This window comes from Campylobacter concisus, from assembly GCF_902460675.1.
Taxonomy (GTDB): Bacteria; Campylobacterota; Campylobacteria; order Campylobacterales; family Campylobacteraceae; genus Campylobacter_A; species Campylobacter_A concisus_AJ.
The window spans coordinates 1,380,742-1,394,657 of sequence record NZ_CABPUQ010000001.1 but is presented as its reverse complement, the minus strand read 5'-3'; the positions used below and the strand labels follow the sequence as shown (position 1 = coordinate 1,394,657).

Here is a 13,916-nt window from a genome sequence, read left to right as displayed (position 1 = left end):
TAACAACTTAGAAAGGTGATTAGTGTTCGAACAAATTAGCGAGTCTTTTAGATTAGCCGTTAACAAGATACGTTTTGTAGATGATGAAAAAGCTCTAAAAAACGCACTTGACGTGCTCAAAAAAGCTCTTTTAAAAGCTGATGTTCACCACAAAGTCACCAAAGATCTACTCGCGTCTATCGAAAGCGAACTAAAGCAAACTGGCGTTGGACAAAAGAATTTCCTGGATGCGATCAAGTCAAATTTAACGACTATCTTAACAGCTCCTGGCAATCAAGGCTTTGTCTATGCACCAGTTGCACCGACCATTGTTTTGATGGCTGGCTTGCAAGGTAGTGGTAAAACTACGACAACTATCAAGCTTGCAAACTATCTAAAATTAAGAAAGAAAAAAGTTTTAGTTGCGGCTTGTGATTTGCAAAGATTAGCGGCGGTTGAGCAACTAAGACAGCTCTGCCTTGCAAATGAGATAGATCTTTTTTATATAGAAAATGAAAACAACCCTATAAAAGTAGCAAAAGAGGCATTAGAAAAGGCAAAAAGTGGCCTTTATGATGTACTTTTAGTGGATACCGCTGGTCGTCTTGCGATTGATGAAAAGTTGATGCAAGAGATAAAAGATGTAAAAAATGCGATAAATCCACATGAAATTTTCTACGTAGCTGACGCCATGAGCGGTCAGGACGCCGTAAAGACAGCTACAAGTTTTAATGAAATTTTAGGAATTTCTGGAGTTATCCTTTCTAAATTTGACTCTGATTCAAAGGGCGGCGTAGCTATTAGCATCGCAAAACAGCTAAATATCCCACTTAGATTTGTTGGTACCGGCGAGAAAGTAGCTGATATCGAGAGCTTTATACCAGATCGTATCGTAAGCCGTATAATGGGCGAGGGTGACTTAGCCACTTTGGTCGAGAAAACATCGACTATTATCGATGAAAAAGAGGCGAAACGTCTAAATCAAAAGATAAAAAAAGGACAGTTTAACTTTAACGACTTTTTAGATCAAATGGAAAGCGTTAAAAAGCTTGGTAGTATGAAATCTTTGATGGGGATGATACCTGGACTTTCAGGACTTGCAAATCAGATAAAAGATATAGACATTGATAATTCAAAAGAAATTTTGCATATTAAGGCTATGATAAATTCTATGACGCAAAAAGAGCGTGAAAATCCAGACCTTTTAAACAATAGCAGAAAAAGACGTCTAGCAGCTGGCTCTGGACTATCTCAAATAGAGGTAAATCGCTTTTTAAAGCAGTTTGAAAATGCCTCAAAGCTTGCTAAGAAATTTTCAGGAAAGGGCGGAGCAAAAGGACTTGCAAATATGCTTTCTCAAGCAAATTTAAAAAGACCTGTTTGATAAAAGGGTTTAAATTTGGATATTTGTTATCTAAATTTAAGCTTTATTTAAAAACAAGAGGAGAATATAATATGGCAACAGTAGTAAGACTAACAAGAATGGGACGTAAAAAAAGACCTTTTTATCGTATAGTTGTTACAGATAGCAGAAAAAGACGCGATAGCGGTTGGATAGAGAGCATTGGTTATTACAACCCTATGGTTGAGCCAAATGTTATAAATTTCAACAAAGAGAGATTGGATTACTGGAAAAGCGTCGGTGCTAAACTTAGCGACAGAGTTGCGCAAATTACAAAATAATGGTTGAAAATTTTTTATACGAATACGCCAAGCTGATAGCTGATTTTCCTGAAAAGGTAACTATCGAACGTCAAGAGCTTGGCGAAAATTTTGTCGAGATCATCATAAGCGCCGATAAGGTTGATACCGGAAAGCTTATCGGTAAAGACGGCAAAATGATAAATGCTATAAAGACCGTTATTATTGGCTGTAAAGCCAAAGACAATACAAGTTATAGAGTAACGGTAAAAGCTATTGAATAGTGATATTGTTGAAGTCGCTACCATCGGGAGATGTGTTGGTTTAAAGGGCTATTTAAAGCTTCATAACAAGAGCGACTTCCCAGAACAATTTAAAAAAGGCACAACCTTTTTTGATAAAAACGATAATCAGCTCATCATAAAAGACTACAACAGACAAAAAGAGCTGGTTTTGTTTGAAAATTTTGATGACTTAGACCTTGCCAAAACACTTGTAAATAGGACTATCTACACTACAAAAGAGCTCACTAGAAAAAACTGCAAGTTAAAAAAAGATGAATTTTTTCAGTTTGACATTATTGGATTAAAAGTAGTAGAAAATAGTGAAATTTTGGGCATTGTAGAAGATATCCAAGATAATTTTGCAAATTCACTTTTATACATAAAAACAGACGAAGAGCTTATCGTAGCCGGCAAACCAAAGAATTTCTACATTCCATATTTGGGGCGTTTTATCGAAACTGTAAATTTGGAAAGCGGGGAGATTTTGGTAAAAGGCGCTAAAGACATCTTAGAAAATTCATGAAATTTACATTTATTACACTTTTTGAAAATTTAGTTAAGCCTTATTTTTGCGATTCTATTTTAAAACGTGCGATTAGTAATAAATTTATAGAAATTGATTTTATAAATCCAAGAAATTTTACCAACGATAAGCACAATAAAGTTGATGATTATATGATCGGAGGCGGAGCAGGGCTTTTGATGTTTCCACAGCCTTTGGATGAGTCAATCAAATTTCTAAAAGAAAAAGATAAAAACACCCATGTGATTTTTTTGACACCAGCTGGTAAAAAATTTAGTCAAAATGATGCAAAGAGGCTCTCAAAGAAAGATCATATTTGTTTTGTTTGTAGTAGATACGAAGGGCTTGATGAGAGAGTTATTGAGCTTTGGGCGGACGAAGTTTTTTGCGTAGGTGATTTTATTTTAACTGGCGGAGAGCTGCCTGCACTTTGTATGAGCGACGCGATATCAAGAAACGTGCCTGGGGTTTTGGGAAACGACATGAGCCTTGAAGTAGAGAGTTTTGAGGATAATCTGCTTGAAGCTCCAGCTTTTACAAAACCTGATAATTTTAAGTCTCTCTTTGTGGTTTCAGAGTTTTTAAAGGGTAATCATGCTAGAATCCACAACTTAAAAAACAAGATGGCTCACTGCAAAACAAGGTACTTTCGCCCTGATTTATATCAAAAGCTAAAGCCACATAAATAAGGAAAAACATGAGAAATAAATACATTGAAGCGTTTGAAAATGCTCAAATTGCTGGTAAGAATATCCCTGACTTCCGTGCAGGAGATACATTGCGTGTGGCTACTCGTATTCACGAAGGCGACAAAACAAGAATTCAAAATTTTGAAGGCATTTGTATAGCTAGACGTGGTAGCGGCACTGGCGAAACATTTATCATTAGAAAAATTGGTGCTAACAGCGTTGGCGTTGAGAGAATTTTCCCAATCTTTAGTGACTCTATTGAAGAGATTAAGGTTCTTAGAAAAGGTCGTGTTAGAAGAGCTAAACTATTTTACCTACGTGAACTACGTGGTAAAGCAGCTAAGATCCGCGAACTTAGAAAATAAAACTTTTTCCCTGAAATTTTCAGGGATTTTCTTCTCTAAACTATTGTAAAATAATTTTTATATTACTCAATATTTATACTTCATTAATCACTCTTTGCTAGAATTTTACCTCAAATTTACTTTTAAGGAATGAAAATGAAAAAGATATTGGTTTCGCTTGCAGCTATTGCATCTTTGGCTATGGCAGCAATCAATCTAAACACAGCTACAAAAGAGGAACTTATGAGTCTTGATGGTATTGGCAGTGCAAAAGCAGATGCTATCATCGAGTATAGAAAAGCAAATAAATTTAACTCAATCGACGATCTCAAAAATGTAAATGGTATCGGCGATAAAACTTTTGATAACCTAAAAGGTGAAATTTCTACGACTGGTAAAAGCGAAGTAAGCGAAAAAGCAAAAGCTGGTAAGAAGAAAATGGATGAGGCAAAAGATGAGATGAAAGAAAAAATCTCTGATAAAAAAGATAAATTTAAAAAGAAAGCTTCTAAAACCAAAGAAGAGCTAACTTCTAACAAAGAAGATGAAACTAGCATAAGTGAAAAAGCAAAAGATGAAAAAGATAAGGTTGTTGATAAAATAAAAGAAAAGAAAGAAAAAGCTGCTTCAAAAGCTAAATCTAAAAAAGAAAAACTTAAAGAAAAACTAGAGAAATAAAACATTTTAAAACCTGCTTATCTTTACAAGTGGGTTTTATAAATTCATATATTTTTTTGTTTTAATTATAATTGACAAAAGTTTTCATAATTTTCTTAAAATTTCATTGATCTGATAATTTGCTTCATTTTTATCTTTGGTCAAGACGTTTTTCTAAATTGTGTCAAAATAGCTACCATCTAACTTTGCCAACTAAAAATTTATATGGAACTGTCCCGAAAAAACGACTATCAAAAGAGTGATTGCGGTTATCATCAATCATGTTCGGTGAGTTTCAAACTCCAACGGAGTAAATTCTAATGGCGATGGGCTTTATGTCGTAAATTTTAGCGGCCAACGTTTCAAACTCCAACGGAGTAAATTCTAATCCCCTTTTGTATCGGCTGCTCATTGCCCTCATACGCGGTTTCAAACTCCAACGGAGTAAATTCTAATCTAAGATAGATAAAAGCTTAGAACAAGTAACATTGTTTCAAACTCCAACGGAGTAAATTCTAATGCTAAAGTTTGCTGACATTGAAATATCAAGCAAATTTCGTTTCAAACTCCAACGGAGTAAATTCTAATTTATTAGCTCTAGTGGGCTACGCTTTACTACTTTGTTTCAAACTCCAACGGAGTAAATTCTAATGATATAGGAGATGAAAAATGAACTACACACAAGCTTTGTTTCAAACTCCAACGGAGTAAATTCTAATATCGCCATTAGATATAAAATTCATAATAGCAGCATGTTTCAAACTCCAACGGAGTAAATTCTAATTAAGATTATCAATAATCTTATACTGGCTTTCAGTGGGTTTCAAACTCCAACGGAGTAAATTCTAATATTTTTATGCTGGTTCTTTGCGTGGTTATTTTTGGAAGTTTCAAACTCCAACGGAGCAAATTCTAATTCGCCATTTAAAGCACCCCTAAAACAGCCATTTAACGGTTTCAAACTCCAACGGAGTAAATTCTAATATGTTGTATCCGCCCTATCGTTATTTAATGAAAATAGTTTCAAACTCCAACGGAGTAAATTCTAATAGCGCCAAAAAGCCTATTTTATAGGCATTCTAGTGCAAGAAGTCTATATTTTTTCGCCTTAAATTTGACTAAAATTTAGCCATGTGTAAATACGCAAAGCCCTAAATTTCAAGCTTTTTAAAATCTTAAAAAACGCTTTATTAAAATGCGATTTCACTCCCACCTAAAGCCTTCATAAGGCGCGTCCTCGCAGATGCACTTTTTAAGCTTATTCGCTTCGCGGCGGATCACCTGCCTCCACGTTAGCTCCCTGCCACCCACCGTGAGCGTCTCGCAAAGGTGTGAGATCATTTTTAGCTCGATCTTTTACACGGCGTCATTGCTAAATTTTATCCTACCAGCGTCCGTTTGGAAGTCCTTTGCGGTGATCTCCTTTTTATTTAGCATATTAAATATAAGCGTATCGCCCAAGATCGGCTTAAAAATCTCCGCTAGATCGAGGTGAAGGCTTAGCGCGCGGTAGTTTGGCTCGTGTAAAAAGCCGATGCGAGGATCAAGCTCGGTCTTGTAAATTTCGCTTAGGCAGATGTTGTAGATGCGCGTATTTACGTAGCTTATGAAGCTGTTGATCTTATCAGCGGGCGGGCGTTTTGAGCGGACGGTGAATTTAAAGCTTCGCTGATCTGCAATGATCTCGTTCCACTTCTCGTAGTAGAGCTTTTGAAATGCGCCCTCTACCGCCATTATCGCAGGTACGTTGGTGGCTGCATCTAGTGCCTTTAAGTGTGGCTGCACGTCAAATTTCACGCCATGCCTTTTGCAGTTTGCAGCGTCATTTATGATGTGGGCTCTAGTTATCTCGCGCGTGATATATGCACGTTTGATCGGATCATCAAATGAGCGGAGCTGACATAGCAACACAAAGCCGCTTTTATTTACAGAATTTGGCGTGTTTGGGTAGAAATTCCCGCGAAAGCTCTGATACGGACTAAAGATGTGCAAAAGGACGTTATTATCCGCCAAAAACGCGATAGTATATGTATCTGTCTGTACCTTTGCCAGCAAGTAAATTTCATCGATCGCGTTTATCGGCAGGATCTTGCACGAAGCTCGCTCGCCTGTCTCGTCAAATTTTTCAAAATAGATATTGTTATCTTGCCTATAAAGTCTGCCTGGACTAAGTATAAAGTGCGTCCTATCGCTCTTTTGCATATTTGCTCCTTAGCTAAATATTGGGCTATTTTTGTCTACGCCGATGACGATGCGCTCGGAGTATTTTAGTGAGTTAAATGTGTAGATCACGATGGAGTCAAGCTCGTCTACGCACTCTTTTTGTAGTGTCTTGCTTAGCTTTTTAAAGTCGCTCTCGCGGATCTCGCCCTCATAGACCGAAAACTGCACGCGAGGCAGAAATTTCTCGACCGCTTTTCTGATGCGATTTGCGTTATTTCGCTCTTTTTGCTCGCGCCCTGCGATGTCGTAAAAAAGTATCACATACATCTTGTCTCCTAAGCAGTGCAATAGTCGTGATATGCGCAGTTTTGGCAAAATTTACCCTGCGTAAATTTGGGCGGCTTTTCTAAATTTGCAAGCACGCTTATCTCGCTTAAAATTTTCTCTACTAGAGCGAAATTTTCGCTGGTGTCCTCCACCAATATCACCTTTTTACCGCTTATTAGTTTGCCTTTTACCTCTTTTAAATTTAAGCCAGTTTTTAAAAGATAGATGTAAAAAAGTAGTTGCATCTTGCCTGCAAGCTCGTTTTTTAGGCTTTTCTTATACTCTGTAATGAGGTAGTGACCGTGCTGTTTTGAGAGTTTGTCAAATTTAAGGTTGCCAAAGGCAAATTCTTGCAGATCTTGCTCTTTGATATCAGCCAAAGCCCTGCCCACTAGCACGTTTTCATCCTCTTGGTCCGCGTGGATCTGATGCGCGTAAAGCCACGCCTCGCGCTTACAGGTGACGTAGTAATTCACAAGCGTACCGGTGATCTGATCTTTTGAGAACATTAGTCAAATACCTCGTCTGTGATGTCTAAATTTGTATCTTTTTTAAGGCCACACTCGGCACTATAAAAATAAGACGAGCCAAACGGCAGATAAAACATATCTTTTAGTCCGTTTATCTGTTTTAAATTTGGCATTAGCTTATTCATATCTTTTAACGCTACGTTTATGCTAAATTTAGACAACTTTCTGATGTGGTTTTTAAAAAGATCTCTTATGGTAAATTTCTCATTCGGACTATTTTTGATCTCAAAAATTTTAGCTTCAAAATCTTTAATGAAATTTTCTTCAGGCTCGATTATTATGGTTTGTTTGTAGTTGTCGTTCATGATATCTTCGATTTTTTGGTTTATATTTTCAAATTCCAGCTTTTCTATCTCGCCTTTTATATGCAAATTTTCCAGTTGATTGCTTATCTTTTGAAAATACAAATTTGAAATTTCTAAAATTTCGCTCTCTTGCACCTCTTTTTGCTTAAGATCGCTCAAAATAGTTCCACTTACTTTATATAGATCGCCGTAAATCAAATTTGTAAATTTACTTATTTCAGGAAAGACGTATAGCTCACCTCTTGTTGCTCCAAAATGCCTATTTACACGCCCTGCTGTTTGTATGATAGAGCTAATAGGCGAGACTTCGCGAAATCCAACGTCAAAGTCAAGATCCACTCCCGCCTCGATCGACTGCGTGGAGATAAGTAAAATTTTGCTTGCGAGTGGATCAATTTTGTTTTTATTTACCGCGCACCTTACAGCCTCTATAGTGGCGCGCTTGTGATCATCATACATATATCCGTTTAGGCAAAAGCAGCTAAATTTATCCCTTAGTTTAGCAAATAGCTCCTGCGCTTTTTTGATAGTATTTACGACGACTAGAGTATTTTTATCGCTTGCAGCCTCGCAAATTTTTCCCAAAAGCTCATCTTCGCCGCCTATATCAAGCCATTTTATGACGTATCTATCCTGCTTTGAAAAATAGTCTAAATTTGAAATTTCTTTAAATTTCTCGCTTTTGATAACTGGCATCGTCGCCGACATAAATATAAAAATAGTACCAAGCCTCTGCGAAATGATCTCGCAAAGCAGGATAAAATCTTTTCTAAAGTTATATGGGATCGCTTGGGCCTCGTCGATGATAACGACGCTATTTTTGAGTTGATTAAATTTAACATTATCTTTGTTTTTATTGCCAAATAGCGCAAATATCAGCTGATAAAGCGTAGTTACGTTTATCTCACCACTAAAAGACTCCATTAGAAATTTAATCTTTGAGTATCTATCCTCTTTGGTTAGATTTTCTTCGCCTATCGTCGTTTTGTGATGTGCCTTGCTGACCAAAATATCGCTATTTTTATAAATTTTCGCGACTATATCGTAGGTTTGATCGATTATAGAAGTAAAAGGAAGTGCATAAATTATGCGAGGTTTATTAAATTTCAATGCAAAATTTAATGCCGTTAAGGTCTTGCCATAGCCAGTGGGCGCAGTCAAAGTAAAAAGTTTGCGCTCTTTGTCAAAGTTGTTTAAGACGAAATTTCTAAACGCATCTCGCTTTTTATTTGGCGGCAAATTTTTGATATCACTCTCTAAAACATCTATCGGTATATCTTTGCTTTGCTGCTTTGGCATACTAAAGATAGCTTCAAATTTATCGCTATAAATCAAATTTGAATATAGGCTTTTGAAATTTATAAAGTCCTCATAGGTAAATTTGTGCCTGTATTGCGATAAAATTAAGTATTGACGAAGCTTTTCTGCTCTATCTAAAAACTCATCTTTTTTTGTAGATAATCCCGAATAAATCTTAATGTTTTTAGCAGCGCCAGCCACTTCATCCCACTGCTCTAGCTCTTTTTGGTTTTTGAAAAATTTATTAGCTTCTCTGGCTAGCGTCATTAAATTTACCACGTTGCCATGGTGCGAAACGATGGCAAGAAAGCCAAACAGGGTTGGTATCTCATCAAATTTTGAGTTTAGCAAGAAAAAATATGCCGACAAAAGCGAGTGGTTTTTATCTAGCTTGTCGTTTGAAGTATCTCTGATGTAAATTTGAAAATTATTCTTCAGTTTTGCGATGTCGTGGTAGAGTTTGACCTGCTTACCCAGCTCATCGTCGTCAGGCGAGGTCATATTTTTTATATGATTTTCTAAAAGTTTATTTGGATGCGACCAAAACTCGTCAAATAAAATAGACTCTTTCATCGTTTATCTGATAAATATTTCCATGATTTTTAGATTTTATAAGCTCTTTGCCGTTTATCTCCATCACAAAGTCTTTAAAATCTTTAAAAATTCGTCCATTTTCGCAGCCACAAGGCATTCTTGCCGTAGTTAATTTCGCATTTTCATTAATGCCTTCAAAAACAAAATCATCCATAAGCGTAAATGTATTTATAAAGCTTTCAGCTTGCGATATTTTTTCGCAAATTTTTATATCGATCCAGCTAAAATCAGCTATACAAAAATTTATCCCAAGATAGGGCGTAAAGGCGGTTTTATGCTCTTTTAAATTTGAGATTATCTTGTCTTGATAACTTTGCTCTAAATTTTCTAAATTTAAAAATACGACATAAGATGGCGAGCAGATTAGCTCTCTGTAAAACTGTTTTTTCTCTTTTGCGTTTTGATAGCCTTCCTCTATGTGCATATTGCTTGATAGGGCAAATTTTATGCCGTTAAAAACAAAACTCTTTTTTAAAATTTGCCTATCTATTTTTACGCTATATTGGATGCTTGATAGCTTAAAATATTCTTCTTCACCTATAATGGCGCCTAAAAAGCCCATTATAGTGGTCTTTGGCGGCACTGGATAGGTTAAGCTAGAATAAATCGTCGCTGGATGCGAAAAATGAGCGTAATCGCCAAATAATCTAAAAGCAACAATGCTCATTTTATGCCTCTATCTTTTTCCAACTGCTGTCAAAATTTTCTTTGTTTATCGTTTCAAAATCATAATCGCTCATATACTCTATCTTTTCTATATTTGCAGCGTATCTTGCGAGTTTATTTTTTAAATTTGTAAAGTCGATAGTGTATTCATTGATGCTTCTTATCACTCTATCTTCTTTTTCGCTTTTTAGACTTATGTTATTGTTTAGATCGCCTGCAAACGTATCGTCTTTGTATGTGATGATTAGCATAAATCTTGGAGTTTGACCGATTTTGGAGCGAGTTGTTAGGTTTTTAGTGCCGTGCCATAAAGCTTTTAAAATTTTAGCCTCATCGGCTTCGTTAAAGCCTGTTTTTGCCGCATTATAGTTATCTATGATGCCATAAGTAGCAAAAATAGCGTATTTTATAAATTCCTCTTCTCTAAAAGTCGCTTGATCTTTTTGTTTTTTTGGATCATTTGGATCGTAGTCGCTAGCGAAAGCGCCAGTTCCTTTAACATGTTCTACTTCGACCTTGTTTAGGGATTTGCTTAGTCTAAACTGCACTGGTCCAGTAAATTGAACGCCTGCGGTTTTTATCTCTTTGTCTTGTTTCATCTCGTCTTTATCTGAAATAGGCAAAACTCCGCCAAATGCGCGGATATCGATAAATTTAGACAAAATTTCTTTTTGCAGTTCGCTTTTGTTTTGCTTTATGTTTATGCTCTGTCTGATAGCCGTTTTAGCGTCTAGCAGGGCGTCTTCTATCCTATACTCCTTTATAAAAATCGACGCCTCATCTTTTTTCATGATCTCATCTCTGATAGTTCTTTTTATACGCACGTCCGTTACCTCAGCTACGCCAGTTTCATCATCTCGCCTAGGAGCGTTATCCTTTAGCATATCTCCGTTTGGGTTCCAGTTCTCTCCGTCCCATAAAAAAAGTATCTCTTTTTTTTGCATTTTATTCTCCTTATTTTGTTTTGTCTTTTATAAATTTACGATAGTCGCTTCCGCCTATAGCAAAAGCAAGCGTAGTATGCGAGGTTTTTACTATCTTTTTCTCGTTAGAAAAGACCTGCGGTAAAATTTCGATCAAACACTCTTTTATGTTTTCAATGTTAGTATTTGGCTTGCCAGAAGCGGCCTTAAGCTTTCTAATCATCTCATCGCACTTGGTCCAAATTCGCTCCAAATTTTCCATACTTATCGATCCGCAGTCGTTGAGCCAGTTGCTAAAAGATACGCCGCCGTTCACGCCAAGCTGCCAGTTTATCAGGGCTGCGCTTAGCATACCGAGCAAATAAGCGCTAATGAGCGCATCGTTTTGATTTAAAAACTCGCTATTTTTGATTAGCTCTTTGATCAGTTCTTTTTTATCGGTTAAATTTTCCAAATCGCACTCCTTTTGAAAGACTAGTTTTTTGTTTAAGACATTGGTCTCATTAAAGAAATTTTGATATTTTGCAATATTTTCAAACTTTCTTTCTTTGTAAAAATCGTTAAAGTATTTGCTCCATTCCAACTTTTTTGCGTAACTTTTATTGACGCTACCATAATAAATCAGATCGCTATATCTTTCTATCATAATCTCTAAATCAAATTTATTTCTTGATAGCAAAAAGCTCATCACGCTAAGCCTGCTTTCAAATAAATTTTGCAGATAGATCGTCTCATCTGTGCCGCTATTTTTTTCATAGAAGGCTTTTATGTTAAAACGGCTCATTAAATTTGAGATGCGAGAGATAAAAGATGGTAAAACATCGTCTATCGCAAGCTTTAAATCGATAGCAGCGTTGCTTTGCGTGTAAAATAAAATTGTATTTAAAACAGGCAAATTTTCCTGCTTTTTGGCTGTTGCCTCGAGATAATAATCTATGCTAAATTTTATGGCTTCCTCGGCGATTTCAATGTTTTTTATGTCGTTCTTTGAAGTCTCTTCAAGTATTTTTACAATCTCTTCTAAATTTACTGAGCTACTCAAAATAGTCGGTAAAATCGCCATTTTCATACCATAAAAATTATGCGATAGCTTATCTTTTATCGCTTTAAAGCCATTTTCTACCTTTTTTGCGCTATTGGCGCTCAGTGGCAGGAGCTTTGATTTGATAAATTGCATATTAGCAGGCATCTCATTTACCGAGCAAAACGCTAAATTTGCATCGCCGCCGATACCCTTTTCATTTGTCAAAATATCGTACCCGTAAGATGATTTTTGCTCTTTTACGCTGATATGATTTTCAAAAATTTGCTTAAAATATGCAGAAACCGGCTTGCCATTATATGAGAGCGAGAAAAAAGTAGCGACTTTTTTGCCTTTTTCGTTTTTTAGCTCATCAAGACCTTTGATCTCATCTATAATACCAACAAAATACTCTTCGTTTATGCTTGATAGTATGGATAAAATAGCGTCTTTTTCTATAATGCTTGGCTCAAAAAAGGAGAGTAAATTTGAAATAGATTTTAAAATGCCTCTTATAAATTTAGCTTCGTCTTTATTTATTTCTTTGGATAAAAATTGAGAATTTGGGAAAAGATTGCCAGAATTTGCTCCAACGCCAAATCTACATATTATTAGGTCGTCTTTGCTTATGTTTAAATTTGGCTCGATCTGCTTGGTCGCTATGTCGCAAAGATAGACTTTGATCTTGTCGTATTTGTGAGCGCCATTTTTGAGCTTAAGCTCTTCTTTTTCATATACCTCGCCTATGTCAGCAAGAATTTTAACTATATCAGCCAAAACATGCTCCTTAAACTAAGTAAGTGTTACTCTACTCCAAATATTTTTAAAAGTCAAGTTATTATATTTTATACAATGATATTTTGATCTATTGTCTATTTTGTTGTACAATAATCCAATCGAAAAGCAAGCCAAATGGTAGTCTCCTTGTAGGATTTGAAATTTATATTTTATTCAACTTGCTTTTCTTCCACTACTTCTAAAAATCCAAGTCCGCAGTTCATACATCCACTACCAACTCCTGTATCAAGGATCAAATTTATAAGCTCTGGCTTTGCTTTGATGTGCCATTTTGCAGGCCATGCTCTGACTGGCATATTGTTGTTACCGTAGTAAAAATAAAAAGGCTTTTGTAAATTTTGCCAAAGTAAATTTAGCTCAAACTCGCCCTCATATTTATACCCCATAAGTGTTTCAAATCTTTGAAGCGCGTTGGTTTTCATCATTTCAAGATGCCTGGAGTCTTGCGGCTCAAGATGCACTTTGCATCCCAAAAGCCCAATAACCGAACACGCAACACATCCTTGAAAAGTAGCCTCATTTTGTGAAATTCTATGCTCTTTTACTGACACGGACGTATCAAGCAAATAAATATTGCCAAGCTTTAATCCATCTTTTAGCACAGCAAAAGCGATCGTTTTTTCAAATTCTGGCACAAATGAGCTAAATCTTATCTCTAAACTTAAGCCATTTAATCTAAAATCAAAATTTGATCTTTTAAAATTTTTACCGCTCTCTTTATGTTTGTATCCGTCATGTTCAGCCTTTGGCAAATAGCTATAAATATAGCCTTGTATGAGTTTGGATAGAGACTTTGCTATTTTTAAATTTTGAGTTGGAAGGCGTGAATTTATAATGATCATCCTTACTCCTTTGTTGTTACTAAAATGGATTATAACTCAAAATTTTGTAAAAAATAGACAACTATATAAAATAAATTTTTTAGAATTTATTTTTTATTTTAAAATAATATGAATAAATCAAATCAAAGACTTATTTTAAAATTTAAATGATCTTTTCTTGACATATAATAATGTTTTTTGTATAATCTCAATTCTTTTTTAAACAAATGTCTTGCTAGCTCAGTCGGTAGAGCATCTCACTTTTAATGAGGGGGCCGTTGGTTCGAATCCAACGCAGGACACCATTTTTGGGTTTATGACCCTTTCGTCTAGTGGCTCAGGACTCTACTTT

The 13,916-nt window shown here is 35.8% G+C and carries 15 protein-coding genes, 1 tRNA gene, 1 pseudogene and 1 CRISPR repeat array; of the genes and pseudogenes, 8 read left to right on the top strand and 9 right to left on the bottom strand.

Going from position 1 to position 13,916, the window contains the following annotated elements; genetic code table 11:
- Positions 1–22: 22 nt before the first annotated feature.
- From ffh to F3G88_RS10770, 7 genes are all read left to right on the top strand, one after another.
- On the top strand, positions 23–1,363 hold the full coding sequence (ffh, locus tag F3G88_RS06785; protein WP_149715712.1) for a signal recognition particle protein: 1,341 nt from the start codon (positions 23–25) through the stop codon (positions 1,361–1,363).
- 71 nt (positions 1,364–1,434) lie between these two features.
- Positions 1,435–1,662 carry a 30S ribosomal protein S16 gene (gene rpsP / locus F3G88_RS06780; RefSeq protein WP_009293992.1) on the top strand — a complete coding sequence of 76 codons (228 nt, stop codon included), beginning with the start codon at positions 1,435–1,437 and terminating at the stop codon, positions 1,660–1,662.
- Positions 1,662–1,904, top strand: a complete 243-nt coding sequence (locus tag F3G88_RS06775; RefSeq protein WP_009293991.1) for a KH domain-containing protein — start codon at positions 1,662–1,664, stop codon at positions 1,902–1,904. The genes rpsP and F3G88_RS06775 overlap by 1 nt, the downstream gene beginning before the upstream one ends.
- Entirely contained in the window at positions 1,897–2,427 is a 531-nt protein-coding gene (gene rimM / locus F3G88_RS06770; RefSeq protein ID WP_107830387.1) for a ribosome maturation factor RimM, read from the top strand. Before F3G88_RS06775 ends, rimM begins: the two co-directional genes overlap by 8 nt.
- Complete coding sequence (gene trmD / locus F3G88_RS06765) at positions 2,424–3,116, top strand: tRNA (guanosine(37)-N1)-methyltransferase TrmD (protein ID WP_149715711.1); 693 nt, start codon at positions 2,424–2,426, stop codon at positions 3,114–3,116. Before rimM ends, trmD begins: the two co-directional genes overlap by 4 nt.
- An 8-nt stretch (positions 3,117–3,124) precedes the next feature.
- On the top strand, positions 3,125–3,481 hold the full coding sequence (rplS, locus tag F3G88_RS06760; protein WP_002941851.1) for a 50S ribosomal protein L19: 357 nt from the start codon (positions 3,125–3,127) through the stop codon (positions 3,479–3,481).
- Between the two features lie 135 nt (positions 3,482–3,616).
- Positions 3,617–4,138, top strand: a complete 522-nt coding sequence (locus tag F3G88_RS10770) for a ComEA family DNA-binding protein (protein WP_103573642.1) — start codon at positions 3,617–3,619, stop codon at positions 4,136–4,138.
- Between the two features lie 172 nt (positions 4,139–4,310).
- On the opposite strand, the gene F3G88_RS10490 is transcribed toward F3G88_RS10770, so the two are convergent.
- From F3G88_RS10490 to F3G88_RS06715, 9 genes and pseudogenes are all read right to left on the bottom strand, one after another.
- Complete coding sequence (locus tag F3G88_RS10490; protein WP_219809575.1) at positions 4,311–4,400, bottom strand: S26 family signal peptidase; 90 nt, start codon at positions 4,398–4,400, stop codon at positions 4,311–4,313.
- 9 nt (positions 4,401–4,409) lie between these two features.
- Positions 4,410–5,167: a CRISPR direct-repeat array (repeat unit 30 nt; unit sequence GTTTCAAACTCCAACGGAGTAAATTCTAAT).
- A 153-nt stretch (positions 5,168–5,320) separates the two neighbouring features.
- Positions 5,321–6,319: pseudogene (gene cas1 / locus F3G88_RS06750) on the bottom strand (CRISPR-associated endonuclease Cas1).
- 9 nt (positions 6,320–6,328) lie between these two features.
- On the bottom strand, positions 6,329–6,607 hold the full coding sequence (gene cas2, locus F3G88_RS06745; RefSeq protein WP_107715125.1) for a CRISPR-associated endonuclease Cas2: 279 nt from the start codon (positions 6,605–6,607) through the stop codon (positions 6,329–6,331).
- An 8-nt stretch (positions 6,608–6,615) separates the two neighbouring features.
- Positions 6,616–7,116, bottom strand: a complete 501-nt coding sequence (locus F3G88_RS06740; RefSeq protein ID WP_149715710.1) for a CRISPR-associated protein Cas4 — start codon at positions 7,114–7,116, stop codon at positions 6,616–6,618.
- Positions 7,116–9,314: a CRISPR-associated helicase Cas3' gene (gene cas3, locus F3G88_RS06735; RefSeq protein ID WP_149715709.1), complete on the bottom strand. Its 2,199-nt coding sequence runs from the start codon at positions 9,312–9,314 to the stop codon at positions 7,116–7,118. The genes F3G88_RS06740 and cas3 overlap by 1 nt, the downstream gene beginning before the upstream one ends.
- A complete protein-coding gene (gene cas5, locus F3G88_RS06730; protein WP_149715708.1) occupies positions 9,292–10,002 on the bottom strand; it encodes a CRISPR-associated protein Cas5 in 711 nt (236 codons plus the stop codon). Before cas5 ends, cas3 begins: the two co-directional genes overlap by 23 nt.
- Position 10,003: 1 nt before the next feature.
- A complete protein-coding gene (gene cas7b, locus F3G88_RS06725; RefSeq protein WP_149715707.1) occupies positions 10,004–10,945 on the bottom strand; it encodes a type I-B CRISPR-associated protein Cas7/Csh2 in 942 nt (313 codons plus the stop codon).
- A 10-nt stretch (positions 10,946–10,955) separates the two neighbouring features.
- On the bottom strand, positions 10,956–12,722 hold the full coding sequence (locus F3G88_RS06720) for a TM1802 family CRISPR-associated protein (RefSeq protein ID WP_149715706.1): 1,767 nt from the start codon (positions 12,720–12,722) through the stop codon (positions 10,956–10,958).
- Between the two features lie 170 nt (positions 12,723–12,892).
- Complete coding sequence (locus tag F3G88_RS06715; protein ID WP_149715705.1) at positions 12,893–13,585, bottom strand: CRISPR-associated endoribonuclease Cas6; 693 nt, start codon at positions 13,583–13,585, stop codon at positions 12,893–12,895.
- 208 nt (positions 13,586–13,793) lie between these two features.
- On the opposite strand from F3G88_RS06715, the gene F3G88_RS06710 reads away from it, so the two are divergent.
- A tRNA-Lys gene (locus tag F3G88_RS06710) sits at positions 13,794–13,869 on the top strand.
- Positions 13,870–13,916 lie beyond the last annotated feature (47 nt).

What these genes read in the sequence shown, in the direction of transcription:
- rpsP (WP_009293992.1), top strand. Translation starts at nt 1,435, where the DNA reads ATGGCAACAGTAGTAAGACTAACAAGAATGGGACGTAAAAAAAGACCT.
- F3G88_RS06775 (WP_009293991.1), top strand. Translation starts at nt 1,662, where the DNA reads ATGGTTGAAAATTTTTTATACGAATACGCCAAGCTGATAGCTGATTTT.
- trmD (WP_149715711.1), top strand. Translation starts at nt 2,424, where the DNA reads ATGAAATTTACATTTATTACACTTTTTGAAAATTTAGTTAAGCCTTAT.
- rplS (WP_002941851.1), top strand. Translation starts at nt 3,125, where the DNA reads ATGAGAAATAAATACATTGAAGCGTTTGAAAATGCTCAAATTGCTGGT.
- F3G88_RS10770 (WP_103573642.1), top strand. Translation starts at nt 3,617, where the DNA reads ATGAAAAAGATATTGGTTTCGCTTGCAGCTATTGCATCTTTGGCTATG.
- F3G88_RS10490 (WP_219809575.1), bottom strand. Translation starts at nt 4,400, where the DNA reads ATGATTGATGATAACCGCAATCACTCTTTTGATAGTCGTTTTTTCGGG.
- cas2 (WP_107715125.1), bottom strand. Translation starts at nt 6,607, where the DNA reads ATGTATGTGATACTTTTTTACGACATCGCAGGGCGCGAGCAAAAAGAG.
- F3G88_RS06740 (WP_149715710.1), bottom strand. Translation starts at nt 7,116, where the DNA reads ATGTTCTCAAAAGATCAGATCACCGGTACGCTTGTGAATTACTACGTC.
- cas3 (WP_149715709.1), bottom strand. Translation starts at nt 9,314, where the DNA reads ATGAAAGAGTCTATTTTATTTGACGAGTTTTGGTCGCATCCAAATAAA.
- cas5 (WP_149715708.1), bottom strand. Translation starts at nt 10,002, where the DNA reads ATGAGCATTGTTGCTTTTAGATTATTTGGCGATTACGCTCATTTTTCG.
- cas7b (WP_149715707.1), bottom strand. Translation starts at nt 10,945, where the DNA reads ATGCAAAAAAAAGAGATACTTTTTTTATGGGACGGAGAGAACTGGAAC.
- F3G88_RS06715 (WP_149715705.1), bottom strand. Translation starts at nt 13,585, where the DNA reads ATGATCATTATAAATTCACGCCTTCCAACTCAAAATTTAAAAATAGCA.